General features: G+C 43.9%; 21 protein-coding genes. All 21 read left to right on the plus strand.

The genetic code is table 11. The features are described from left to right. The first annotated feature begins 7 nt into the window (after window positions 1–7). Entirely contained in the window at window positions 8–3775 is a 3768-nt protein-coding gene (locus tag OMP38_RS29500; protein ID WP_277568248.1) for an S-layer homology domain-containing protein, read from the plus strand. 568 nt (window positions 3776–4343) lie between these two features. After that, entirely contained in the window at window positions 4344–7055 is a 2712-nt protein-coding gene (locus OMP38_RS29505) for an S-layer homology domain-containing protein (RefSeq protein WP_277568249.1), read from the plus strand. A 367-nt stretch (window positions 7056–7422) separates the two neighbouring features. Next, complete coding sequence (locus tag OMP38_RS29510) at window positions 7423–9366, plus strand: hypothetical protein (RefSeq protein WP_277568250.1); 1944 nt, start codon at window positions 7423–7425, stop codon at window positions 9364–9366. Window positions 9367–9512: 146 nt separating this feature from the next. Continuing rightward, the gene (locus OMP38_RS29515; RefSeq protein ID WP_277568251.1) at window positions 9513–10679 is read left to right on the plus strand and encodes a sugar transferase; all 1167 of its coding nucleotides are present in this window, start codon (window positions 9513–9515) and stop codon (window positions 10677–10679) included. Next, window positions 10651–11025 carry a sugar transferase gene (locus tag OMP38_RS29520; protein ID WP_277568252.1) on the plus strand — a complete coding sequence of 125 codons (375 nt, stop codon included), beginning with the start codon at window positions 10651–10653 and terminating at the stop codon, window positions 11023–11025. The genes OMP38_RS29515 and OMP38_RS29520 overlap by 29 nt, the downstream gene beginning before the upstream one ends. Before the next feature lie 15 nt (window positions 11026–11040). Beyond that, entirely contained in the window at window positions 11041–13458 is a 2418-nt protein-coding gene (locus tag OMP38_RS29525) for an O-antigen ligase family protein (protein ID WP_277568253.1), read from the plus strand. Window positions 13459–13473: 15 nt separating this feature from the next. Then, window positions 13474–14451: a glycosyltransferase family 2 protein gene (locus OMP38_RS29530; protein WP_277568254.1), complete on the plus strand. Its 978-nt coding sequence runs from the start codon at window positions 13474–13476 to the stop codon at window positions 14449–14451. 19 nt (window positions 14452–14470) lie between these two features. Continuing rightward, window positions 14471–14962, plus strand: a complete 492-nt coding sequence (locus tag OMP38_RS29535) for a hypothetical protein (RefSeq protein ID WP_277568255.1) — start codon at window positions 14471–14473, stop codon at window positions 14960–14962. Between the two features lie 110 nt (window positions 14963–15072). Beyond that, complete coding sequence (locus OMP38_RS29540) at window positions 15073–16365, plus strand: glycosyltransferase family 4 protein (protein ID WP_277568256.1); 1293 nt, start codon at window positions 15073–15075, stop codon at window positions 16363–16365. Continuing rightward, complete coding sequence (locus OMP38_RS29545; RefSeq protein WP_277568257.1) at window positions 16362–17441, plus strand: mannose-1-phosphate guanylyltransferase; 1080 nt, start codon at window positions 16362–16364, stop codon at window positions 17439–17441. The genes OMP38_RS29540 and OMP38_RS29545 overlap by 4 nt, the downstream gene beginning before the upstream one ends. Window positions 17442–17481: 40 nt before the next feature. Continuing rightward, a complete protein-coding gene (gene gmd / locus OMP38_RS29550; protein ID WP_277568258.1) occupies window positions 17482–18462 on the plus strand; it encodes a GDP-mannose 4,6-dehydratase in 981 nt (326 codons plus the stop codon). Between the two features lie 21 nt (window positions 18463–18483). After that, complete coding sequence (locus tag OMP38_RS29555; RefSeq protein WP_277568259.1) at window positions 18484–19464, plus strand: GDP-mannose 4,6-dehydratase; 981 nt, start codon at window positions 18484–18486, stop codon at window positions 19462–19464. Between the two features lie 321 nt (window positions 19465–19785). Next, the gene (locus OMP38_RS36385; RefSeq protein WP_420869767.1) at window positions 19786–20235 is read left to right on the plus strand and encodes an ABC transporter permease; all 450 of its coding nucleotides are present in this window, start codon (window positions 19786–19788) and stop codon (window positions 20233–20235) included. Between the two features lie 12 nt (window positions 20236–20247). Next, window positions 20248–20625, plus strand: a complete 378-nt coding sequence (locus OMP38_RS29560; RefSeq protein WP_277568260.1) for an ABC transporter ATP-binding protein — start codon at window positions 20248–20250, stop codon at window positions 20623–20625. 73 nt (window positions 20626–20698) lie between these two features. After that, window positions 20699–21481, plus strand: coding sequence for a Wzt carbohydrate-binding domain-containing protein (locus OMP38_RS29565; protein WP_277568261.1), 783 nt, complete (start codon window positions 20699–20701; stop codon window positions 21479–21481). Between the two features lie 4 nt (window positions 21482–21485). Next, complete coding sequence (locus OMP38_RS29570; protein WP_277568262.1) at window positions 21486–22001, plus strand: hypothetical protein; 516 nt, start codon at window positions 21486–21488, stop codon at window positions 21999–22001. Then, window positions 21998–22567 (plus strand): glycosyltransferase family protein, encoded by a 570-nt coding sequence (locus OMP38_RS29575; RefSeq protein WP_277568263.1) that lies wholly within the window; start codon window positions 21998–22000, stop codon window positions 22565–22567. Before OMP38_RS29570 ends, OMP38_RS29575 begins: the two co-directional genes overlap by 4 nt. Beyond that, window positions 22564–23046: a glycosyltransferase gene (locus OMP38_RS29580; protein ID WP_277568264.1), complete on the plus strand. Its 483-nt coding sequence runs from the start codon at window positions 22564–22566 to the stop codon at window positions 23044–23046. Before OMP38_RS29575 ends, OMP38_RS29580 begins: the two co-directional genes overlap by 4 nt. A 10-nt stretch (window positions 23047–23056) precedes the next feature. Continuing rightward, entirely contained in the window at window positions 23057–24436 is a 1380-nt protein-coding gene (locus OMP38_RS29585; RefSeq protein WP_277568265.1) for a glycosyltransferase, read from the plus strand. Beyond that, window positions 24426–25820: a hypothetical protein gene (locus tag OMP38_RS29590; RefSeq protein ID WP_277568266.1), complete on the plus strand. Its 1395-nt coding sequence runs from the start codon at window positions 24426–24428 to the stop codon at window positions 25818–25820. The genes OMP38_RS29585 and OMP38_RS29590 overlap by 11 nt, the downstream gene beginning before the upstream one ends. After that, a complete protein-coding gene (locus tag OMP38_RS29595) occupies window positions 25784–26056 on the plus strand; it encodes a hypothetical protein (protein WP_277568267.1) in 273 nt (90 codons plus the stop codon). The genes OMP38_RS29590 and OMP38_RS29595 overlap by 37 nt, the downstream gene beginning before the upstream one ends. The last annotated feature ends 174 nt before the right edge of the window (window positions 26057–26230 follow it).

Raw genomic sequence — 26230 nt, forward strand, 5'->3', positions numbered from 1 at the left:
TTTTCCTTTGAAACTTCTGAACACACGGTTTATCGCATGGATGCTGACGCTGGCGCTCGTCGCGACGCTCCTGCCATTGACGCCCGCGGCACCTGCTAACGCGGCCTCGGCTTATTTCCAATTCGACGATTACAGCACTTCCGATCAGGCGCCTTCAGAGGTGAACAGCAATGTCATCGACATTGCGGGCACGTTCAGCGGCGTTTCCTCTACGACCATTAACTATAAGATCGAAAAGCTGATCATAAACGGTTCGACGACGAAGGTCGCCGAATCTTCGGTTGGGTCGACAAAGCCGATCATTACCGGATCGAATTCCTTCCGTTTTACCGGTATCACGATCTACGACGGTCTGAATCGCATTACGGTTACCGGGACGAACACGGCCGGGAATATTGTAGACGGCACTGCTTACGTGAACTTTACGAACGTGCCGGTCATCTCGGACATCAAGCTGATCGACGGCACCGTACTACCAGAGGGCAACTCGCTTCTCGTGACCAGCCCGACTGCCACCATTTCCTTGAAGGCCCCTAATGCTACAGAAGTGACAATCAACGGCACGCAGATGTTCGGCGGAGCTGGTTCGAGTTACGTGCTGTCTGGCATCGCACTGAGCCACGGCTTGAATACCTTGACGATCGTTGCTAAAAACGCAACTAAAACGTACGAGTTAAAAAGGAACTTGGTTTACTATAATGGCTCATTAACGGCTTATGGCGTCAAGATCGGTTCGCAGGACATCGGCGGCGAGCCTACTCTCACCACCGCGATCACTACTGGCGCTAATGTATCCGGGACAGTTGTCATTCCTTATACCGGTACGACTGTGCCGGCGGGCAATGTTACTGTGGAGTTGTGGAGAACTGGAGATGCCGCTGCCACTTCCGTATCCGGCAGTACGTACTCGCTTGTCAATACGACCACCGGATATGTCATTTATAACTTCACGACAACTGGTACTTTTACCGTGCCTACGAATGGCGATTATTATTTGCGTATTATCGGTCCCAGTCCCACGCTGACAGATACGCTTCCTTTCAAAATGCTGCTGTCCAATTCGCCAAGTATCGCCGGTGTCAAACAGATGTACAATGCAGTGTTGCCTACTTCGGGGACTACAGTTACGGCCGCTTCAACCGCCAACTTTTCTAACAATGCAATCGTATCGCAGCTTCCGCTTTATCTGCTGCTGGATACACAAAATCTCGGCGCAAATACCGTCGATGTCAAAGTCGAACGCGGTACCGACAATGTTACGGCTCAATCTGATATCGTCAAAAACAGCTATTATGACGCTGCAGGCAAACCTGTCGTAATCATTCGCAGCTTGCCGGCTGGTCAATTAAAGTTGACCTTCATGATCAAGGACAGTTCTTTGGCGACGATATACTCGCTTACGCGCACCATTACTTACAATCCGGCGCCGGCGATTCAAATCGCCAACCTGTACACCGGCATGACGTTCACGAATCCAACGGACTTTCAGAACTATAGTATTGTAGGCAGTCTTCCTAACTTCAATTTGAACTCTGCTGCCGAGCTTGACTCGCTTCAAGTCACGCTTAACGGTAGAACCGTACCGTTAAAACAGAGCGCCAGCAACATCGTTGTAAGTTCCGGCAAGTTCACATTTGTTCCCGGAAATTCGACGCCAACGCCGATCTCGCTTGTAGCAGGTGCGAATACAATCACGTTCTCGGGTACGGCAAGCGGTGTCCCTGTTTCTACTTCTTATACGATTTATTTATTTTCCAATGATGAGCCTGCAATCACAAGCATTCGTCCGATACCTTACGTCCTGCCGCCGAACAATGACGATCCGGCACTGCCTAAGCGTAAATTCTCCGATCCGGACGTGAAGTTTGCGATCACGGACGACAACGAATACACGACGACGGAAAAGTCGCTAGATCTGCTCTTCAAAGTCAAGGACTTCGACGGTATTGATATGCTGATTGATGGGAAGTCAGTGGCAACTGGTGGATTCGACACAGCTACGCCTTCGAGGCTTGATCTGATCGATCCTGCGACGCCAGTAGATAGCATCAAACCATTTGTCGATATGAAACCTAATGTTTTGCCGAGCACGCAATATACCTTGCAGTCGGGAGAAACCGAATACCAGATCCGTCTGTCGGAGATCAAACTGCCGACTTCCGGCAAGATCACCTTCACGGTCATCCTGCGAAAAGGCACTGTTACCGTATCGCAGACGATCACGATCATACGGGATTACTCACCGTATCTTGTCCTCTCTCCGAAGCTGCCGAACGAGGCGGTCATTAACGCCAACTTCTTGCCAATTAGCATTAAGGCGGAAGGTGCGAATCAGGTGCTTATCGGCAAGGTCGAGATGACTAAAGGCGAAGGCGATATTTTCCGTTACGAGATGCCTAACCTGAAGGCAGGCAAGAACACGATTAAATTTACGGTCGTCACAGGTACGCAAAAGGTAAACGGATCTTTTGATGTAACCTACGCAGCGGACAATTCGGTAGCTGCACAATACAAAGCGAACGTATCTGCTTCCGGCAAGGTCAATATTTTCAGCGGCGAGCTCCAAATGTCGTTCCCGAAGAATACTTTCCTGCGCCAAGCGAATACAAGCCCCGGGCAGGATGTCAAAACGGTTGATCTGTTCAACTCTCAACAGATTTATTTTGGCATCGCTGACCGGACAGATGGACGGACGGTGAAGAAGTACAATGCAGTTGGCGAGACGGATCTGGCCGGCAATGCGCTCGACGGTACGATCAAGGATGTGCCGGTGGACTCGTATGCAGTCGACCGTTTGACGCCAAAAACGAATTTTGCTTATGCTTCCAAGCTGTTCTGGATCGACGCGGGCTACTTTGATGCCACGGCGTCGACAACCAGCGGCGAATATACCATGGTAAAGGCAATGCAGCCTTACCAGCCGGCGAATATGTTCTACGGCCGCGTTTACGACACGTCCAAGTGGCTGGAGCCTTCGCAACGCGGTACCATTACATTGAAGTATGACGCCAACATCGCCAACGTGTATGGTCAGAACCTGAGTGTTTGGCGCTACACGAACAATGGGTGGGAAAATATCGGCGGCGTTGTCAATACGTCTAACAAAACCGTTACGGCGCCATTTGATGGCTTTGGCTATTACACGGTCATGGGATTGCGGTACAGCTTTAGTGATATTATCGGTCACAAGTACGCAAGGCTTGCGTTAGAGTCGATATTCTCTCACGGCGTCATGAACAATAAGGATGGAAATTCCTTCGGCGTCTACGAAAACATCACGCGCGGCGAATTCGCGCAAATGCTCGTTAAGATGATGGGGATTCCGCTTCAGTACGATCCGAACAATATGACGTTTGACGATGTGCAGCCTTTCGATTATCCGGATCAGCCGTATTGGAACTATCGATTTGTCGAGACGGCGGTCAAGAAGGGTTATATTAGAGGCAAGTCTCCACGACTGTTTATGCCGAACGACAATCTGACCCGTGGCGAAGCGGCCGTCATGATCGCGCGCGCGCTTAACCTGGTCAAGAGCAACGCCGATCCGGAAAAAGATCTGGTTTCGCTCCAGAAGATCTTCACTGACGCCTCGACTACAGACACCTATGCGGTCAGCTCGATCCTGGCTGTAAACAAGGCCGGATTCATATCGGGCATCGCCAACACGGTCTCCGGCGGCAAACCGACGTTCCGCTACGAACCTGATTCCAATCTCTCCCGCGCGGACGCGGCGGTCATCGCGCAGCGCGTCATGAAGAAGCTTAAGAAGCTTTAATGTTCAGGTCGGGAGTCACCGCTGTGGCGGGGGCTCCCGTTCTCATTTTTCATAGAATTGTGCGCAAGAGGAAAACTTTTGGCAATGACGACGTCGGCAACGGTAGGCTATACTATGGAAGTATTAAGTCATACATAGAAGGTTGAGCGTGCAAGACGAGCATGATTGGAAGCCCCTGATTCCGTGTAAAAGTAGTCAGGACAATTCCGGAAAAAATTAGATCAAAAAAAATTGGATTCAAACGCAACTTTTCATAACGAACCGCGTCTAACATCATGTGACATTCAAGAGGGACTTAAGTCATATGGCATGCTAGCATTTCCAAGAATTCTCTTTACGCTAGGTTTGCTCGCATGTATAATGATCAAAGTGGCATTATTACCCTGGCCATTTTCTGCTTGTTTACGAGTTTCTGCGACATGCTTCTACTTCCATAGACATGGTGCAGACATCAATTATAGACAACGCTCAACTCCGGAGAGGGGGTGACACACCGATGAGAGAATCGAGCTACAAATCTTCTACACAAACATTACAGAGTCCTTTCCGAGGAGGAGAAAAAAAGGTTATGAAGAAAAGTTTGTCTCTTCTCATAGCTCTGGCTATGGTATTCGGCATGTTTGCCTCTATGGCATCTGCCGCTACAACTGAGCTGACTACAGCTCAAAAGTATCAATGGTTCGTTGATCAAGGCGTTCTGAAGGGTGATCCAAGCGGCAATCCGCGTCTGGATTCCACGCTGACTCGCGCTGAGTTCGCTACGATCGTGGCAAGCGTTGGCGGTCTGAAGCTGGTCAACTCCGCGTCTTCTTTCGCTGACGTTAAGGTTAAAGACTGGTACTTCACGGCTATCCAATCCGCTTCCGACGCTGGTCTGGTTAACGGTATCGGCGCTGGCAAGTTTGGCCCTAAGCTGAACGTTACTGTTGAGCAAGTGGCTAAGGTTGCCGTTATCCTCGCTGGCATCAAGCCGGTTGACGGCGCTGTTGTTGCTGGTTCGTCCGCTTGGGCTGGCCCGTACATCCAAGCTGCGATCAACGCCGGCCTGACTGTTCCTACGAACTACAAGGCTAACGCTACTCGCGCTCAAACCATCGACCTGGCTTATGCTGTATACCAACTCAAGGCCCTTCCGGTTCTGAGCGACGTGGTAACGACGGTTAACTCCGACGACACGATCACGGTAACGGGCAAGGTTGTTGGTAAGGCTGACAGTGTTAAGGTTGCTCTGGGCACTGCCGCTGAAGTTGCTGCTACGCTGAAGGACGACAAGACCTTCACGTTTACGACTGCTAAGCAAGTACCGGGCACTTACAAGCTGACTGTCGTTGCATACGACGGCACTAAGGGATCTGTTGCAGTAACGAAGGAAGTTGTCATCGATGGCTTTACGGTAGAATCCGTAACCGTTCTGAATGGCAAGCAAATTGCTGTTAAGTTCAACAAGGCAGTAGCTGAAGGTTCCCTCACGGGCGGCTTCAAGAACAGCGCGTACTATACGCTGGACACTGCTACACACCCGGTTCAAGCTGACATTGCACTGAGCAGCGACAAGCAAACTGTCACGTTGACGTTTGACCCGGCATTTACGCTGGACCGTTATGCTCAATTCGCTGTTAGCTCCGATCTGAAGTCCGCTTCCGGTCAATCTTTGAAGGCTTACAAGCAAGCTGTTCTGCTTGCAGATACGGTTGCTCCTACGGTTAAGAATGTTTCCTACATCGGTAAGTCCGCTAAGATCGAATTCAGCGAACCGCTCCGCAATCTGGGCACGCTGTCGATCAATGGCATTCAAATCGGTGATGCTCCGACTTCCGCTACGAACATTGTTTACACGCTGACTAAGGATACGCAACAAGACGTTACTGCTGTGACGATTTCCCCGCTGAACCTTGGCACTTCTTATGCCTTCTACCTGATCAGCGGTAAGGACGTTGCTGGCAAGGTGTTCGACTACAACACGACGCTGACGCCTCCTACTGATACGACTTCGCCGACTGTAACGGCTGTTACGGTTAGCGGCGCCAATGTAAAGGTTAAGTTCAGCGAAGCTATCGACACTTCTGTTGTTAGCTCGATCTATGCTGAAGGCGTGACTGGTCTGTCGCCTATCGCTGCTACTAGCTATGATTCAGCTACTTATACGGTAACGTATAATGCTTCTTCCTGGCTGACGGCGAAGAGCGCTAACTTCTTGAATCTTTCCGTACGTGTCTCCGGCTACAAGGATCTTGCTGGTCTGAATGGCGCTGATTACACGCAAGCGGTAACGATTTCCAAGGACACGACTGCTCCTGTAGTTCAATCGGTGTTCTACGAAGGCAACAGCATCTATGTCAAGTTCGATGAGCCGATTACTCAAGTTATTGGAAATGCAGCTGCTATCGCTTATAACCTCACTGATGCGAACAGCATTTACTCTACTGGTAGTCTGACTGTTAATGCTTCGGTTGGTTATGATCTCGATAGAGATACTAACCCTCAGACGAACGACACGGAAAAGTCTTACTTGAAACTTGAAGTGACTGGAAACACCGGAACATCGTATGCTGTTCTTAATTCTGCAGGTAAGCTGGTGGCTGGCAAGTACAACATCACTCTTCCTGAGACTAAGGTTTATGATGATTCCTCCAACAAGATCGCTAATACGAATGTTAGCGTAGAAGTTACTGCTTCTACCGGCACTAGTGGCAGCGTGAAGGTTGATTCCTGGACGGAAACGGCTCCTGGTACGCTGAAAATCGTGTTCAACGCTGAATTGACGACCGCTGCTCTGGACGTTTCCAAGTTCCTGATCAACGACGTTGCTCTTCCGACTGGCTCCACGCTGAAGTTCCTGAACGATGCTAAGACGGTTATCATTACGCTGCCTGCTGGAACGATTCCGGTAAATGGCTATCGTACGCTGAAGGTTGTAAACATCGTCGACAAGAGCGGCAATACACTGTCCGACACGGGTATTTCTACCTCGATCCCGCTGAAGGAAAATGTTAAGCCTGTCGCTCAATCCGTTACGCTTACTTCCGACAAGGTTCTGACTGTTGCCACGAGCGAAGTTCTGGACCCAGGCGCAGTAACTACTGGTGTTACTGTATCCATCAATGGTGTTGATGTTTCGAAGGCTGACATTGAATCCATTCAAGCTGTCAACAACACTGTGGTAATTACGACGAAGTCCAGCAAGTTCACTGCGTCTCAAACGATTGCCGTTAAGATCGCTAGCACCGATGCTAAGGACCTGAATGGCAATACGATTGCTGACATCACGCTGAACAAGTAATATCTCTTTAGAGAAAAGAGCAAGCCTTCGGGCTTGCTCTTTTTTTCTGTCCTCACAACTTTTTGACTAGATCCGTCGTCTATAGTAGTAGGTTAAGCCGGGTTCACGTAATATTCATGTACGAGCGCTATAATAAATGCAACTGAGTTTAGGGAGGATCGCCGGATGAACGGATCTAGCAAAAAGTTTAAAGTTCTCGTTGGTTTAACCGCAATGATGTTGGCTGCAGCACCTATGTCGGCTTATGCAGCGTCCAGTACAAGCACGACAGCTTCAAAAATAACGGCTGTTTCGCAAGTCGTGAAGCCTATATTTTTGAATAGCAAGAGCTATATCAATTTGGTGGATGTAGGGTTATCCCCGGTCGATGGGGGGGCAGATTGCTGCATTTACGCTAAGTATCTACAACGGCAGCTCAGCATCCTTAGATCTCTCGAATTATTGGTTTAGATTAGCTAATTCATCAGGCAGCACCTATTCGATCAAGACGTCGGCTGCTGATGCGAAACTCAATAGAGTCGCTCCAAACTCTAAAATCATGGTTACTTTATATGCGACAGTCGGAGAATCAACGAAATTATCCGATCTCATCTTCAAGGTGGTAAAGTTTAACTTCAGCGTTGCGGGTTATGAGCAAGGTGTCGGTAAGTTTACTTTTCCTAAAAACTTTAATAATGTCGTAGCTGCAGGCTCATACAAATCGCTATATTTTGCTACGACGACATTGAACTCAAAAGTAACTTCATCTACGATAGCAGCTTCAGGGGACGAAGACCAACTCATTACCGTCAATTATGTTTATAACAATATCGGGAAAAAAGCCGTAACGCTTAGTAAATATAAATATTATCTAGTAACAGCCAGTGGCATTATGTATGAAGCGACACCTTCGATTACAGAGGATCTGAATATTCAGCCTCTGACGCGCAAAGAATTTAAAATAACGGCAACCGTGCCTGCCACGCTCGCGAAAACCGGCTGGAAGTTAATGATCCTTCGAGATAATGGCGGAGAAACCGCAGTTAATCTGCCCGTCGGAACCTACAATCTTTACTTTAGCAACGGCACGCCGACGACATCTACCACTACCGATAACTTCACGTATACGAATACGGAAGGTACCTATCAATATAAGCTGACCTCGCTGCTTAGAGAACCATGGAACAGCCAGGATGTGTTGTCTGCAAGGATTCGGTTAACGAATAAATCAGCGACAGCCGTCTCGATTCCGGCGTTGACTGGCTATTTCTATCTGGATGATAAGACCAAGCTGGACTTTAAAACTATCGCAGTAAACAATCAATTCGGTTTGAATGCAGGCAGTTATGTTGATCTGGATGTATACGCCAAGCTCCCGTCTAATTTTAATTTCGCAAAAGCTAAACTGATTTTAAACAATCAAGTCGATGAGAAAACGACAAACAAACTTGGCGAATTGATGGGAACCTCCTACTTGGCGCAGATCCCGTTCTATGCTGTAGACAAGATCATGAACATTGATCGCGAAGGCAGCAAGATGACTGCAGCCTTGAACAATGTCAATGTTTTCAATACGACCACGAATAAGATTTTTTCGGTTCAAATGACGCTTACTAGCGCGGAAAAACGTACAATAGACCCCGTCCGCTTGGTTGGATTGTTTAAGAGCGACAACGGGGACCTATTCCCTGCAACCGCGACGATGGCCGAAGGTCAAGTGAATGCTTCGAACAAAGCGCTGCTTACGTTCACGGCCTCGGTGCCTCAGAACTATGACACCAACAATCTTAAGTTGATCGTAGGCGAAGGCGTATCCGATACGAAGTATACGGATTCGAAGACGGCCGCCGATGGTTTCATTAATGCAGTCAGCTATAGCTTGCCGCAAGAACAGCGTCTATATAGCACGTTTAAGGATATTAGCCTGCTGCCATACAAATTTACGATCAATAAGTTCTTCCCGACCTTGCTCGGCGATGACATCCAGCTCACGTTAGACTACAACTTGGATAAGGATACATCCTACAACTTGTACCCGACCGATCGCAAGCTTGTACTCGAAGTAGACGGCATTAATCCATCCGACGGCAAGGTCACGAACTATCTCTCGCAAGATTTGACGATCGAGGGAGATGGCACGACACCAACGCTCAAGGCCGGTACGAATCAAGAGCTGATTATTAAAAAGGCGAATCCAAACACGGGTTACGACGGAACGCTCAAGTATAGACTTCGGTTGTACGAGGTCGTGCAAGGCGCCAAAAAAACTCGTTGCAGAGCGTTCTATCGAGTACTGGTTTTATACAAACGATTGGACTGCCGATACAAATAACTAATAATGGCTACAAACGAGAAACTGTCGGTATTTATACAATACCGGCAGTTTTTTTATTCACAAAACTGGAAGATGAATTCCACCTGAATGTCGGAAAATGTGATAAAATAGAGATATCTATACCTGAATGTTGGTGAACGATATTGGATATCAACCGGTTTGCAAACGCAAAGTCTTTAGCGCAAATGCAGTTTAAGGCGGTAGGCAATGCATCTAAGCAGCGGATCAGGCTCGATAAATTCAGAAGAATTACGTACGTGCTATACTATCTTTGCGAATATAGTGTATACATTTTGACCTTTTACTTTCTCATGTACTTGAAGGTTCTACCTGACTATCCGTTGGTAGACTCGTTGAATCCAATTGTTTGGTCCAAGGAAGTTCATGTATTTGACAAATACTTGCTTTTTCTCGGAATGATGCTGCTTATCCATGGATTTATGCGATCCCAAGGTTTTTTGTTTGCAGGCAATGGCGAGCGTAGCTTAACGGAAGACCTGTTCTTTTCCGCTAAAGCAACTAGCTATGCTTTTTTAATGTCCATCGGCATCACGTTTCTATTGAAAACGACATTCATCTATTCACGCGTCACGCTTGTTACGTTCGCAGTGTTAATGCTTGTCGAAGGTGTTATGCTACGCGCAGCTTATAAATACGCGATTCGCATGCTGAACGAGAAGGGCCTCCTGCAGGATCGCGTTCTTATCGTCGGAGCCGGCAAAGTGGGTAACGAGCTTGTAAGCACGCTGGAAGCCGAGAAGCGCAGTAAATATAAAATAATCGGATACTTGGATGATTATAAGATTGGATCCGATGTCATCGGCAAAACGACCGAGTTGGAATCGATCCTTCAGAATCAACATGTCGACGTCGTGTATATTACGATCCCTTCCGAGAGAAGGGTCATCGAGTCCATTCTCCATACGATCTATAAGTATAATGTGGATATTCGGATCATCCCGGAGATGTTTGATCGCATGTCTACCGTCTTTGCCTTCCATACGGATTCCAATCAACCCTACATGGAGATTGTGAAGACACCGTTAAGAGGAATCAATGTGTTGTTAAAGCGATTGTTCGATATCCTTATCAGCTCGCTGCTTTTAATCCTGCTATCCCCCCTATTCTTTGGACTAGGATTATGGACGAAGTTAGATTCAAAGGGGCCTGTCTTCTTCAAACAAGTGAGGGTGGGCAAGAACGGTGTGCCCTTTTCGATGATCAAATTCCGTTCTATGCGAGTGGATGCGGAGCGTTTGAGAGAAAATTTGGACAAGGAAAATGCCGTTAGCGGGGGGGCCTGCATTTAAGCTGAAAGCCGATCCTCGCGTAACGCGTTCAGGCCGATGGCTTCGAAAGTACTCACTAGATGAGTTGCCTCAGCTATGGAACGTACTACGCGGAGATATGAGTCTTATTGGGCCAAGGCCGCCCTTGCCAGACGAAGTGGCGCAATACACAAACTATCATTGGCGAAGGATGGACGTTTTGCCCGGGATGACGGGATTGTGGCAAGTGAGCGGCAGGAGCGATCTGGACTTCGAAGCATGGATCGATTTGGACATTCAGTATATCGAGCGGTGGAGCTTTGCGCTTGAAATGAAGATATTGCTAAAAACGATTCCTGTGGTGATCAAAGGCACAGGCGCGTATTGATGAGGAGTGGCAGCGTTGAAGCGTCAAGAGAAGTCGGGATTTAGAGAATGGTTTGCCTGGGGATGGATCGCGTTCATTTTGTTTATCGCGATGTTCAAAAACGGAATCTTCCTCGGCTTTGGCCTTCATAGTCCCAATCAATATCAATTCGAGAGTCCAACTTTCTTGACGCTAATTGTATCGGCTTTCGTCACGTTGTGGCTCATTGTGCAAATTAGCGCAGATTCGTTTGAATGGACGCGCAGCAATTTGATCATCGGCGCGGTCGCGCTTCTGATACCGATCGTCTATCTGATCAGTTCATTTGATGCCTTCTCTCCGTATATGGCGAAGATCGGTATCTTAATTCATCTTGCATTATTCTTGTTTTATGTAGCAGGCACGTTTTGGTCCCGGTCCAATCATTTGACGGATCGGTTTCCGCTTGTATTTTTAGTGTTTGGATATCTGCTGGTTGCATACGGCTTTCTGACGATGTTCGGCAATGCTTATATGCTGGATTCCCTGACGCCGCAGGATGGCATTCGGATTACGTCCGTCTTTCAATACGCCAATGCTTATGCCGTGCTGCTGCTCATTATGTGGATCGTCATGCTGCTGGAGATTAATCGTACGCCGCGTAAAGGACTTCAGATTCTGCATGGAACCATGCTGGTCCCCGTGTGCGTTTCCTTTTTGCTGACGCTGTCGCGTGGCGCGCTGGTCGTGCTTCCGATCATCGCGATCGTCACGCTGGCCATGCTTCGGCTGAAGCTGCAAATTAAGCTGATTCTCTATTCTGTCATCGGAATGGGGATCTCTCTCCTTATATACTCCAAATTAGCGGATCGCGGAATCGAAGTCGTCAGCGGCATCCAAACGGCTTTAAACGCCAAGCAACCTTATGATACGGTCTCTATCTTTTCTGGGGACTCGATCGGATATTGGGCAATTCTAGTTGTTGCTTCTCTTGTCATGGGTGCAATAACCTATGCGATAGAGAGATACATAGAACCTCAGCTTCAATCCAAAGTCGAGACGAAAACGTCGAATCGCGCCGGGATCTGGCTGCCGCTTGGACTTATCGTTCTGTTTATTTTGGGCGCGCTCGCCGTATTGTCCGATACGCTAGTCAAATTGCTGCCTCCTGTTCTAAGAAACCGAATTGAGGGCGTAAATTTTGAAACACATAGCGTTTACGAGCGTCTAAGAATGTATAAGAACGCGATCCAACTGTGGAAGGAGTATCCGTTATTCGGCGGAGGTAGCGGTGCATGGGAAGCTTCCTATGAAAAATATCAATCCTATCCCTACCTCAGCGCGCAGACGCACAGCTTTATTACGCAATTGCTCGTTGAAGTCGGTCTGATTGGCACGATCGTCATACTTGGCCTCATTGTATACTCCATAATTACCTTTATTATCAAGTACAGGCGAATGTCCGAGGAGCTGCGCAATAAGTACCTGTTTTATTTTGTCGTGCCCATTACGATTCTATTGCATGCTTCGATCGATTTTGAAATGAGTTATCTCTTCTACGACATTCTCGTCTTTATGTGCCTAGGCATCCTGAGCGGCGCGCAATCACCGGTTAAGCACTGGGCGAAGAAGCAAGCGAAACAGTTGAAGCAACTGAGTGGAGCTGCGCTTGGCGTCGTGGGAATTGCGCTTCTCCTGATTGCCAGCCTTCGATTGTATAGCTCCAGTCAAATCGACAACGCCAACGAAGCGTATGCGATGCAGAAACCATTCGCCGATATCGTCAATCCGCTCAAACAAGGGCTTAAAATAACGTCTGGGCAGCCTGTACTGCTCCAGCAGTTGACGAGTTGGAACTATCAAGCGTATGACCAATCGAAGGATGAGAGTTACCTGCAAGAAGCGGAGAAGTATTTAGAAAAGCTCGTGAAGACAGAGCCCTACTATCGTCCCGGTATTGATCTTGATTATACGATTCAGATGGTGAGAGGCAATCAAGATGTGGCCATTCAAATTATGCAAAAGGCGGTTAAGCAATACCCATTTGAACAATCTTTCTATGATCGCTTAGTCTCGACTTTGCTAGGAAAGTGGGAGCAGCAGAGTCAGGCGGGTGATCAAGCAGGGGCTAAAGAGACTGCCGAACAAATACTGGCTCAGTACGATAAAACCGTCGAACAGGAACGTGTTGTCAAAGGACTGCCGGCGACGGTTGAACTAGCGAGAACGTTCGTCGTCTCGAGCACGGTGAGGATGGCGGCTGGCGAAGTCACCTTCGTTGCAAACGACTATCAGCAAGCAGCGGATATTTTAAAGCCTGCCTTGCAAGAAGACTTGACTGTAGAAGCAAATCGCAAGATCGCGCGATACTACCTGGCAGCACTTCGGAAGCAAGGACAAGACGACCAAGCGCTTTATGACAAACTTATTGCAGCCGACGCGAACGAAGCTACTCAACTAGATCAGCTCAAATAGAAAGGAGGGATAACGTTGAAGGTATCGGTTATCCTGCCGACGTTAAACGCAGAAAAGTATCTTGTTAACCTCATAGGCAAGCTGCAGGAGCAAACGCTGCGACCGCACGAGATTCTCGTCGTCGATTCCAGATCGGATGATGGGACGCTGCTGATGGCAAAGAGACTTGGCGCTAAAGTGATGTCGGTAGAGCGTAAGGACTTTGATCATGGAGGCACGCGGAATCTGGCCGCTCAGAAGACGACTGGCGACGTGCTCGTTTATATGACCCAGGATGCAGTGCCGCAGCATGATCGCTTCATCGAGGAGATTGTAGCGCCCTTTGCCGATACGAAGGTAGCGGCCGTTTGCGGTAGACAGATCGCTAGGGCGGAATCCAATGTACTTGAACGGATGACGCGCGATATTAACTATCCCGAGCTATATATCCATAAGACGCTTGCGGATCTCGATCGCTTCGGCATTAAGCTGTTCTTTTTCACCAATGTTTGTTCGGCTATTCGAAGAGATGTTTTTCTGCAGCTCGGAGGGTTCCCGGCTCCGATCATCTTGAACGAGGACATGATGATTGCAGCGAAATGCATAACCAATGGCTATGCTGTCGTCTACAACCCGCGTGCCAGCGTCATTCATTCTCACGATTATAGTTTGAAGAAGCAGTTCAAGCGCAACTTCGATATCGGCGTATCCATGCGGATGAACGAATGGATCTTCCAATATGCTCGTGCAGAAAAAGAAGGCGGCCGGCTAGTATCAGAGCAGCTGGGGCGACTATGGAAACAGGGAAATTGGACTTGGATCCCGCGATGGATCGCAGAAGCAGGTGCCAAATACGTGGGCTACCGATTTGGCGTTTCTTATAAGAAACTCCCCGTCAGAATTAGGCGCAAGTTCAGCATGCACCCTGACTTCTGGCTGAATTACGACAAGTCGCAGATCGTTCGCGAAGCCGTCATCTTCAAGGCTGAAGCGCAATCGGTCAGCAATCATTGAGCGTGAAGGGATGGTCATCATGAATCGATATACGAAGATCTTCGGCATACTGGTCGCTGCAGCCGTCGTTGCCGGCGGCGTGAATTGGTACCAATCTGCCTATGCTGACGTTCAGCAGACGACGCCTGGTCTCGCAGACGATCCGATCGTGACGAAGAGTTATGTGGATCAGAAGATCACGGAGCTAAAGAATGGAGGCGCTTCGGGCGGGGATGCCGGCGCTGACCCAGCTGCAGCTCCAAAGCTCGAGGTCGTGACTGTGCCATTCGGCGCTAAGCTTATGGTGGGCGCGGGCGGGGAAGTGGTCGTACGAACTGGAAAAGCTGTCGCTTATAGTTCGGATACAAACGGTTTATCGGACCTTACAGCAGGTTCCGATATTGCCTCGGATATGAGTGTCGCTACCAACCATTTGATTCTGTTTCCGCGGGATGGAAGGGGTATTGAACCGGATCCGAAGCAGAAAAATGGATTGACGGTGTTGGTGAGGGGCTCTTATCTGCTTAAGTAGGGATTTAATTCAAGATTAGTTGATTCTCGTAAAATGAGCTTGCTATTGTGATATAATATTTTAATTTAAACATTGAAGGAAAACGAATTGCAATTATGGTGGTGTAGTCATTGAAGCAGTTGTTTTATACATGGGTGTATAGAACTGCAATAGCTTGCAAGAAGGTTATATTTCCGCTCATTCCACAGGGGGCCAGGAAAAAGTTAAAAAAGAGGGTCTTAGACAAGGCCTTCTCCCTGGAAAACGTGAATGTTAATGCCGCAAAGTTTAATGATCCATTCGTCGTCGATGGGATTAATCTTATAGGTTACGCTCGGGCCGAGATGGGAATCGGAGAGTCATGTCGTTTAGCAGCACGGGCGATATCGACTACCGATGTACCATTTGACATTATAAACTTCGGCGGCGCAAGTACAGCTAGAGTAGCGGATAACAGTTGGGCGCACAAGGAATCCGAACTACCTCGATTTAACCTCAACATTCTTCATGTCAATGCGGAACAAATGGTCGAGGTTTATACAAAATACGGTCCTTCTCTATTTAATGGTCGCTACAATATCGGCTATTGGCATTGGGAGCTACCTATATTTCCTGATGAATGGCTTGACGGTTTCAAGTTTGCTCACGAGATTTGGGCGCCGACAAAATTTGTTGCAGACTCAATATCAGTCAAAAGCCCGATACCTGTTAAAATTATTCCTCATGGCATTGAAGTGAAAATCGTTGAACCCCGCCAGCGTTCTTACTTTAAGCTTCCTGTCGATCCTTTTCTGTTTCTTACCATGTACGATATGAACAGCTTTCAGGAAAGAAAGAATCCAATGGCCGCTATAAAGGCGTTTCAACACGCTTTTGCGCCAGATGACATGAATATTGGATTAATCATTAAAGTTAACAATGCAAGTTCAAATAAAGAGGACCTACAAAGTCTGAAGAGCGAACTTAGCGATTACAAGAACATTTACTTTATAACAGAAATACTTAGCAGAAACGATACAAATGCACTGATTAACGCTGCAGACTCCTTTGTATCCTTGCACAGGAGTGAAGGATTCGGACTGGGACTTGCAGAAGCTATGTATTTGGGTAAACCGGCAATTGGGACGAACTGGTCGGCAAACATTGACTTTATGACTGAAGACAATTCATGCCTAGTGGATTATAAGCTAATAGAGCTAGAACGCGACTATGGCCCCTATCAACGAGGGCAAGTTTGGGCAGACCCCAGTATTGATCATGCGGCCCGCTATATGAGAAAGCTTTATGAAGATCAAGCATATCGCGCACAAATCGCATTAAAAGGCCAAGAGCATATTCGGTCGGAGTTTTCACCAAGCGCAGTCGGTAGACTGATTGTAGCGAGGCTTCAAGAAATTAACAATATTGTCGGAGGTCCGCGATGACGGTCACCAGCGTAATAATGGCAGGCGGCAAAGGGGAACGTTTTTGGCCGAAAAGTCGAACAAACCTGCCTAAGCAATTTCTCAACATAGCAGGCAATAAGTCCATGATCCAGCAGACTGTAGCTCGGCTGGAAAAACTGATGGATATCAAACAAATCTTCATCGTTACGAACGAATCGTATGCTGAACTAATTGGAGCGCAGATTCCCAAATTGCCCACTAACAATATTATTATTGAGCCAATTGGGCGTAACACCGCTCCTTGTGTTGGATTGGCCTCTTTAATCGTTGAAGAGCGTTATCCTGATAGTACGATGATTGTTCTGCCATCTGACCATATTATCAAGGACGAAAGTGAGTTTATTAATATCCTTGAAACAGCAGTTCATGTTGCGCAACAGCAGGAGAATATCGTAACACTTGGCGTTTCACCAACGGGGCCGGAAACCGGTTACGGTTATATTGAGCGTACAGATGAAATGTGGGACAGCTTCAATACACCGGTGTACAAGGTAAATCAGTTTGTGGAGAAGCCGAACCTGGAGATAGCTCAGAAGTATATCGAAGAGGGTAACTTTTATTGGAATAGCGGAATCTTTATATGGAAGTCCAAAACCATACGTAAGAGGATTCAACAATTCATGCCAGATATGGACGTCCTTTTAAAGGACATTCAGCCTGCTCTAGGAACGCCATGGGAAAGTGACACGATTAAGCAAAAGTTTTTGGAGATGCCGGATCAATCTATTGATTATGGAATTATGGAAAAAGCTGATCACATTTATGTTGTCCCTTGCCAACTAGGTTGGGATGATGTGGGCAGTTGGACGGCGTTAGACCGGATCGATGATCGTGACGATAATGGTAATGTAATTCGCGGAAATATACTGAATATCGACACGAAAAATTGTATTATTGAAAGTAATGATGGTAAGTTGATCGCTACATTGGGAATCGAAGATCTAATTGTTGTGGATACAGAAGATGTTACGCTTATATGTACGAAAGATAAGGCACAAGAAGTGAAAAAGCTGCTTAAAGAGCTCCGTACGCAAAAACGAGAACAGTATTTGTAAGAAAGAAATCGCAGATTACTAAAACAGAGGAGAATACAAGATGAACAAAAAGGCATTAATCACAGGGATTACAGGACAAGACGGTTCTTATCTGGCGGAGTTATTACTTGAAAAAGGATATAAAGTATACGGACTGCGCCGCAGGACGAGTATTCCCATACTCGAAAATATCGAGCATATTCAGGATGAAATTGAATTTGTAGAAGGAGATCTGCTTGATCTAGGATCTTTAATTAATGCGGTCAACATCTCTCAACCGGATGAGGTTTATAATCTTGCTGCTCAATCATTCGTGGGTACTTCGTGGGATCAGCCAGTTCTGACGGGCCTGCAAACCGGGATTGGCGTTACCAATATCCTCGAGGCCGTACGGATGGTTAAGCCTGATGCTCGTTTCTATCAAGCATCGAGCAGCGAGATGTTCGGTAAGGTTGTAGAGACTCCGCAGCGCGAGACGACGCCTTTCTATCCACGTAGCCCTTATGGCGTAGCTAAGGTATATGGTCATTGGATAACCGTCAACTACCGCGAAAGCTATAATATGTATGCATGCTCGGGCATTCTCTTTAATCATGAATCTCCTCGCCGCGGCGTTGAGTTTGTTACCCGTAAGGTAACAAATGCAGCTGCTCGCATTAAACTTGGACTCCAAAAAGAGCTTCGTATGGGCAATTTGGACGCGCAACGCGATTGGGGCTTCGCCGGAGATTATGTTAAAGCGATGTGGCTGATGCTTCAACAGGACAAGGCCGATGACTATGTCATCTCGACTGGCGAACTGCACAGTGTACAGGAGCTTGTTGAGATTGCATTTGGCCATGTTGGATTGAACTGGCGTGATTATGTCGTCGTGGATCCGAAGTTCGTACGTCCTGCCGAAGTGGATCTTTTGCTTGGGAACTGCTCTAAAGCAAAAATGAGACTTGGATGGCAACTCGAAGTAGGGTTTTCGGAGTTAGTAGAGATGATGGTCGAAAGTGATCTGCAGCGCAATAGTAGATTCAGCAAAGTCTTAATTTAAGTAGAAAAAGCGGTGAGTAAATTGAAAGCATTGGTGACTGGGGCAAGCGGGTTTGTTGGAACATATTTAGTTGAACATCTAACCCGACTTGGTTATGAAGTATATAGGATTGGACGACCGGGATCATCATCTACCTTAACTATGCTACCTATCGATCAACAACTCTCAGTGAATCCTGAAGATGAAGATACCCTTTTAAGGTATATTGATTTGATAAGCCCTGATCAAGTCTATCATCTCGCAGGGTTCAGTTCCGTGCGTGAGTCTTGGAACTCGCCAGCCGAGGTCTTTCAGGCCAATGCTGTTAATTCCATCCATCTGTTTGAAGCTATTAGGAAGAGCAGTGTAGGAGGGCGCGTTAGAGTTGTTACAATAGGTTCTTCTGAAGAGTACGGAAAAATCGATGCTAGTATTCCTATAAAAGAAACTTCAGTATTAAATCCAAAGAACCCTTATGGGCTTTCTAAAGTATCGCTAGGTATGCTTGCAAGGCATTATTTTGAAGTATATGACTTACAGATTATTCATACACGTCCGTTTAACCATATTGGTCCCGGTCAGCGACTAGGCTTTGTTGCATCGGATTTAGCCAAGCAAGTTGCTAATATTGAGTTGGCGACTAGCGATCCAATTATTAAAGTTGGTAACCTTGAATCCGAACGGGACTTTTCCGATGTTCGCGATATTGTTGCAGCGTATGAAGCATTAGCTAAAGAGGGAGAAGCGGGGCAAACATACAACGTTTGCTCTGGAACTCCAACCTCAATTAAAACCATATTGGAATCTTATGTATCTATGAGCGCAAATAAAGAAATTCGAATTGTTTCTGATCAAGCGTTGCTTAGACCTATTGATATTCCAAGATACGTCGGTGATTCTACTAAAATTAGAGAAGCGATTGGATGGACCAATAAATATACTTTAAAACAGTCATTGTTAGATGTACTGAATTATTGGAGAGATGTAGTACGGTCTTCAAAGGAGTTTATTAGAAATGGTTAAAAAGATCCAAGAGATTTATGCCTATCGACAGATGCTTGAAAGTCTGGTCCTTACAGACTTACGTACAAGATATAAGGGTTCTTTTTTTAGGTTTCTTGTGGACTCTACTGAACCCGGTATTAATGCTTATTGTGTATTCCATAGTTTTTAAATATGTCGTACGAATTGAAATGGAAAACTACACCGCATTTTTATTCATCGGATTAATTACATGGAATATCTTAAGCCAGTCAATAGTAGCCGGAGCTGGAGTTATTGTTAGAAATGCCGGTTTAATCAAAAAAAATTTATTTCCCTAAGGAACTTCTCCCATTATCTGTAGTGATTGGGGGGGTTCTTAATTACTTTTTTAGCCTCATTGTATTAGTTGTCATTTTATTGTTTAGCAAAATTAGCATGGGATGGCCTTTGTTTTTATTCCCTATCATTCTTCTTATTATGTTTTTATTTACTACATCCTTAACATTTGTGATTTCTGCCTTGCACGTATATTTTCGCGATCTAGAGCATATTGTAGGGATTCTTGTAATGGTCTGGTTTTATTTAACTCCAATTGTTTTTCCAGAGAGTATGATCCCTAAAGAACTAGAGTATATTTTTAATGCAAATCCGATGACAATTATCATTACGAGTTTTCAAGACCTTTTGTATTATAACCAAACTCCTCCCATTTTTGAACTGGGAATAGGACTATTGGTCTCATTCATAATGTTTTTCATTTCACTAATGCTGTTTCAACGTTTAAGCCGAAAATTTGCAGAAGTTATCTAAGGGGTCGAAGTTATGGATGCAATAGAAGTTAGAACTGTAACAAAGACATTTAAATTATATAAGGATAGAGCATTTACGCTCAAAGAGAGAATCCTAGGACGCAAAAATAAAGTAGAAACATTTACAGCACTCCATAATGTTTCGTTAAATATTATCAAAGGACAAACAGTTGGTTTGCTAGGAAGAAATGGATCGGGAAAAAGCACATTGTTAAAACTTTTAACCGGTATTCTTTACCCGGACCAAGGTGAAATTCAAGTGAAGGGAAAAATTTCAAGTCTTCTTGAACTAGGAGCGGGATTCCAACCGGAATTCACGGGTAGAGAAAATGTTTTTATGAATGCTGCAATACTAGGACTGACTAAAAAAGGAAATAAAGGAAAAGTTTAATGATATTTTAAGCTTTTCAGAGTTAGACGATTTTATTGATAATCCTGTGCGAACCTATTCATCTGGTATGTACATGCGGTTAGCTTTCTCTGTAGCTATTATGGTTGAACCAGACGTATTATTAATTGATGAAGTTCTTGCGGTTGGTGATTCTGCCTTTCAGCAAAAATGTATGGAGCAATTGATCAAGCTTAAAACCAAGGGTACTACAATAGTATTTGTTTCTCATGACTTAGGTGCTATGAAACGTTTATGCGATAGAGTTATCTGGATTCACGATAGTAAGATCGTAAGCGATGGAAAACCTAAAGATACAATTGATAAATATTTAGAGTTTCTAGGTGAAGAGGAGAATAAGCGGCTCCTTGGAGAAAAACACTCTAGTCAAGAAGAAGAATCGTCTAAGATTGGCTTAGACTCACCCTTAATTACTGATAATAAAATAAAGATTATGAACGTCAGGTTAACAAATGAGATCGGAGAGGAAAAAATTTCCTTTATGTCAGGAGATACAGCTTGTATTAAAATTAATTACCGAGCAATAACAAAAGTAAATAATCCCATATTTAGTTTGACAATATCTAACTTGGAGGGAATTACTTGCTATAGCACGAGCACTCTAATAGATCATTTAAATATAGCTGAGATTGTTAGTGATGAAATAGGCTCAATTCAGTTTTATATTCCATCACTAGACTTGGTAGCAAACACCTATTTAATTTCAGCGTCAATATTAAATGAAAGCGGTTATGTTTATGACGTTTTCGAAGAGGGGACAGCCCTTAAAGTATCGAGTTTATCGGAAGATGTTGGGATTGTAAAACTTAAACATGCTTGGAAATTGGAAAGAGGATGATCCGGTGGAAAAGGACTTTTTAAATCGTATAAATAAAAAAATGAGAGAGCTTGCTTTGCCGGGTCAAGAAGAAACCTATTCTGACCGATATTCAATCTCAGGTCGATTTGATGCTCTACTTAAACAGAACAACCTATTGTGGAATATACCTACGGTTGAAATATTTACTTCTCATAGAAGATATTTAGGTAAATATATTGTGATTGCTAAGAAAACGATACGAAAAATTTTGTATGGTATTATATACATTCCATTAATACAACAACGAGAATTTAATGGCTCAGTCACCCGTTCAATTAATGAAATGGTAAATGTACAAAATGAAATGATTTCGCGGTTGATGGCTAGCGATAGTGAAAACAAACATTTAATATACCAAGTGGAACGGCTGACTAAAGAAAACGAACGGCTGCAAAAAGAAATGGCTAGTTTATTAAAGATAAATCACTCTCGTATTGTTAAATCGAGAAGAATTGCCAAAGGAATAAAGTCTGTTGGCAGGAGGCCATATAATAAATGAGAAAAAAGAAAATTGCCATTTGTGCTGTTCAAGTTCCTTTTAATTATGGAGGAGCCGAAGTATTAGTCGAAGAGTTAAATAAGCAATTAAGATTAAGAAATTTTGATAGCGAAATCATAAATATTCCCTTTAAATGGTACCCAAAAGAACGGTTGATCAATGAAGCGTTTATCTGGAGTATGATGGATTTGACAGAAAGTAATGGCGAAAAAATAGACATGGTAATTTGTACAAAGTACCCCTCATATATCGTCAAGCATCCGAATAAAGTAGTTTGGTTGTTTCATCAGCATAGAAGTATTTATGAGTTGTTGGGGACTTCTTATTCTGAGTTTAGTCAAACAAGTGACGACTTGAAAATTATTAATCATGTTAGAGACATTGATAATAAGTTTCTCTCTCAGGCCAATCAGTTGTTTGCAATTTCTCAAAACGTTAAAGACCGACTTCTAAAGTATAATCAAATTGAAAGTGAAGTCTTATATCCTCCTACAAAACACGAAGGAAAATATAAATCTGCTGAAAGCCAGGATTACATTTTTCGGCGGGTAGACTTGATCCGATGAAACGGAATGAGCTACTTATTAAATCGTTAAAATATGTAGATAAGAAATATAAGCTTCTGATTGCCGGCAAGGGTAAAGATGAAGAGAATCTACGAAAGCTTGTTGAAAAAGAGGGGCAAAGTCAACGAGTACAATTCCTTGGTTATATCAGCGATGAAGAGTTAATCGATTACTATGCCCATTCAAGTCTGATTTATTTTGCCCCAAAAGATGAGGACTATGGATATATTACAATTGAGGCGTTCAAAAGTTCTAAACCCGTTGTAACAACAAACGATTCCGGTGGTGTCTTAGAGTTCGTTAAACATAATAAAAGTGGGTTGGTTTTAAACCCAGATCCTAAAGAAATAGGCACTGAGATGAATAAGTTGTTAAATAATCAATCCCTATTAAAGCAATACGGGCAAAATGGTCATGAAATCGTATCTGATATAAATTGGGATTTTGTAATTGAAGAGCTCACCAAGAGTTTAAAGTGAGGGATTTTTCATGAAGATTGCTTATTTATCGCCACTGAATCCTCAACGTTCTGGAATCTCCGATTATAGCGAGGAGTTGCTTAAAGAACTGCTTGAGTTTGCAGATATAGACTTGTTCGTGGAAGGGTTTTGGCCTGATTCATCGTTCATAAAACAAAACTTTAGAGTGAATTCAATTTCAAGTTTTACGAAAAGCGAATACTCTACATATGATGAAGTGATTTATCATATTGGCAACAATGTAAATTTTCATGAACATATATATGCATGTGCATTAAAGTATCCAGGCATTGTAGTGTTACATGATTATTCAATCCACGATTTTATAATCAATCTTACTGTAGGAAAAGGCGATTGGGAGAGCTATCTTCATGAGATGTACTATAATTATGGAGACGAAGGGGTCTACCTAGCGAGAAATGCTTCTCAAGGTAAAAGCGGTTTGATGTGGGGTACTGATAAAACCCTGCAATATCCTTTAAACAAGAGACTAATTGATTCTTCAAAAGGTATGATAGTCCATTCAAAAGTCGCTTATGATGGAATTATTCAAACGAAAGAAAGTGCATTTGTTCAGTATGCTCCATTGTTTACAAATGATATAAAGGTGATCAGCGAGACGGATAAGTTAGATCTACGCAATAAATATAACGTTAAGCCAGATATTTTTATATTTGCTTCATTTGGTTATGTGACAAAGGTTAAGAGAATATCTGCTGTACTTCATGTATTGAATAAGCTAAAAAATAATGGATATAAAAATTTTGCATATTTAATTGTTGGTGAGAAAGAGCAGGGCTACGATGAAATAGAGCAGTTGGTAAAAAAATATAAGTTGCAAGATGAATGTAAGTTAGTCGGCTTCGTCGATTTGGAGGTCTTTAAAGACTATATTAAATTATCCGATGTATGCATAAATCTTCGTTATCCAACACAAGGAGAAACCTCTGCAAGTCTTCTGAGAATATTGGGCTATGGGAAACCTGCAATAGTAAGTAATATAGGTTCTTTCTCTGAATTTCCGGACGATTGCACGATTAAGATTAGATGTGAGTCGGAAAAAGATGAAGGTGAAGATTTATTTAATGCAATGGTATTATTTTTGACGGACAAAAACATGGTGACTGAGATGGGTAAAAACGCAATTAACACTATAGTAAATCATCATTCGGTTAAGAACACTTCAGATGCCTACTTACAAGCTGTTTTAGCAATAAGGGAAAACCGCGCATTTACAGGTGAACCAAGATTTTATTTTGATTATATTGATAATTTTGTACTAAGCTCAAAAGATATAATGGATTATTCTATGGAGTTCAGAGAGAATGTAGCAAAAAACTTCTCCGAGTTTATTGAGAAAAAAGGAGGAGCTGATAGCAGTGAAGTCTAAGCTATTAACTTCAAAAAGTGTTCCTTGGATTCTCTCGCTTTTCGTTATGGTTTTTACCTTGTGGGTTCTTATTGTAAATAATCAACGTAGCTTTAATGGTCATATGTGGGGTTCGCTTTTGCCGGGTGCGACCTTTGGTGTTCCTGAAGTCTCTAAAGCAATTGGGATGTATCCAGTAACTCAAGTAGGTTGGGATGGACAATTTTATTATAATATCTCTAATGACCTGCTCGGAAATACTGATGTACCTGCTCATATTGATAGTCCATCATATCGCTATCAACGAATTACTGTACCATTGTTGGCCAATTTATTATCTAAATTGCTAGGATACTATAGTTATACACCTCCATTGGTGTTTCATCTCGTCCAAATCTTACTTATGGGTTTAGCAATTTACATTTTATCAAGTTTTCTTATTAAGAAAGGAATTAGTCCGTATTATAGTCTGTTTTGGGGGCTCTCTATAAACTCAATAAATACCCTACTTCATGGTCTCACAGATGCTTCTGCAGATTCGCTATTTATAATTAGTTTGATACTTATACTTGAAAAAAGGTATAACTTATACGTTCTCGCAGCAAGTTTGCTCTTGTTAAATCGTGAAGGATATGCAGTATTTGCGGCTGTAGTATTTATTCTTGCTTTCTTCGGAAAACTCGAAGTGCTTCAAAAATTTAAACTGTCTTCTATTAAGTTTGCAATTCCAGGAATTCTGTTAATTGTTTGGTACGCTTATGTGACCATTCACTTCGGGCAAACCCCTTCCTCTCAAGCCCATGGTATGACAAGTTGGTTTGGGAAAGGGTGGTTGGTTAATACCGCTAAAAGTTATAGTGCGGGCAATAATAAGGAAGTATTTATTCATTTGGTTGCCATCTGCTTCCTAGTTTTTGCTACGTTTCTTTCCTACATGGCTGCTAGAAAAAATGTTATTTGGTACTCTGTATTAGCTTATATAGTATTACTCTGGCATTTAGGAATGGGTGCTACAGATATATTCGGAAACTATTTAAAGGTGTTGGTTGTTTTGGGCGTTTTGTTTGTGACGTTATTTAATGATTTTAATAGATGGTATAAAATTGTATTGATAGCGTTGATGAGCTTGATAGTGGTTCCTAGTTCAATTTTTATGCTAAAAAACAATGTTGTGGAAGCAACTACATGGCAATATGTCGGTTTCAAGGCAGATCCGAAAATTCAGGATAAGCCAGTTGAGAATCTAACAAATTTTAATAGTGAGATAAAGGTGTTAGGACAAATACCGTCCTTTGTTATTCCTACTTGGTACGCGGGTAAAAATGATGTGGAACTAAAAGTACAGGTTAAAAATACAGGAAATGAGGTTTGGAGGGGGGGGAGCCAGTTGGTAAAGGACAAGTAAATCTTTCATATCATTGGATGAACCAAACTGGAGATAAGTTGCTTGAAGATGGGATTCGAACAGCTCTTAGTGAAAATGTTTATCCAAATCAATCGACTGAGAGCAATATGATTATTAAGCTTCCCCAGAAATCTGGCCATTATTTACTCAGACTTTCTTTAGTTCAAGAAGGAGTATCTTGGTTTTATCTCGCTGGTGGGGGGTATCTCGATATTCCCGTTAAAGTATTGAAATAAAATAAACTAAAACCCGTAAAAGGAGTGTGTGGCGCTCTTTTTTACGGGTTATATTATTTTATTCGATAGATTGCTCCCACGTCCTTACGTTTATACTCTTCGTACATATTGAGTCAAAACTAATCTTATTCTCTTTATAGTGTTGTTTGTAAGCTTGAATATCCTCGACTCTAC

The organism is Cohnella ginsengisoli (assembly GCF_029525555.1).
Taxonomy (GTDB): Bacteria; Bacillota; Bacilli; order Paenibacillales; family Paenibacillaceae; genus Cohnella; species Cohnella ginsengisoli.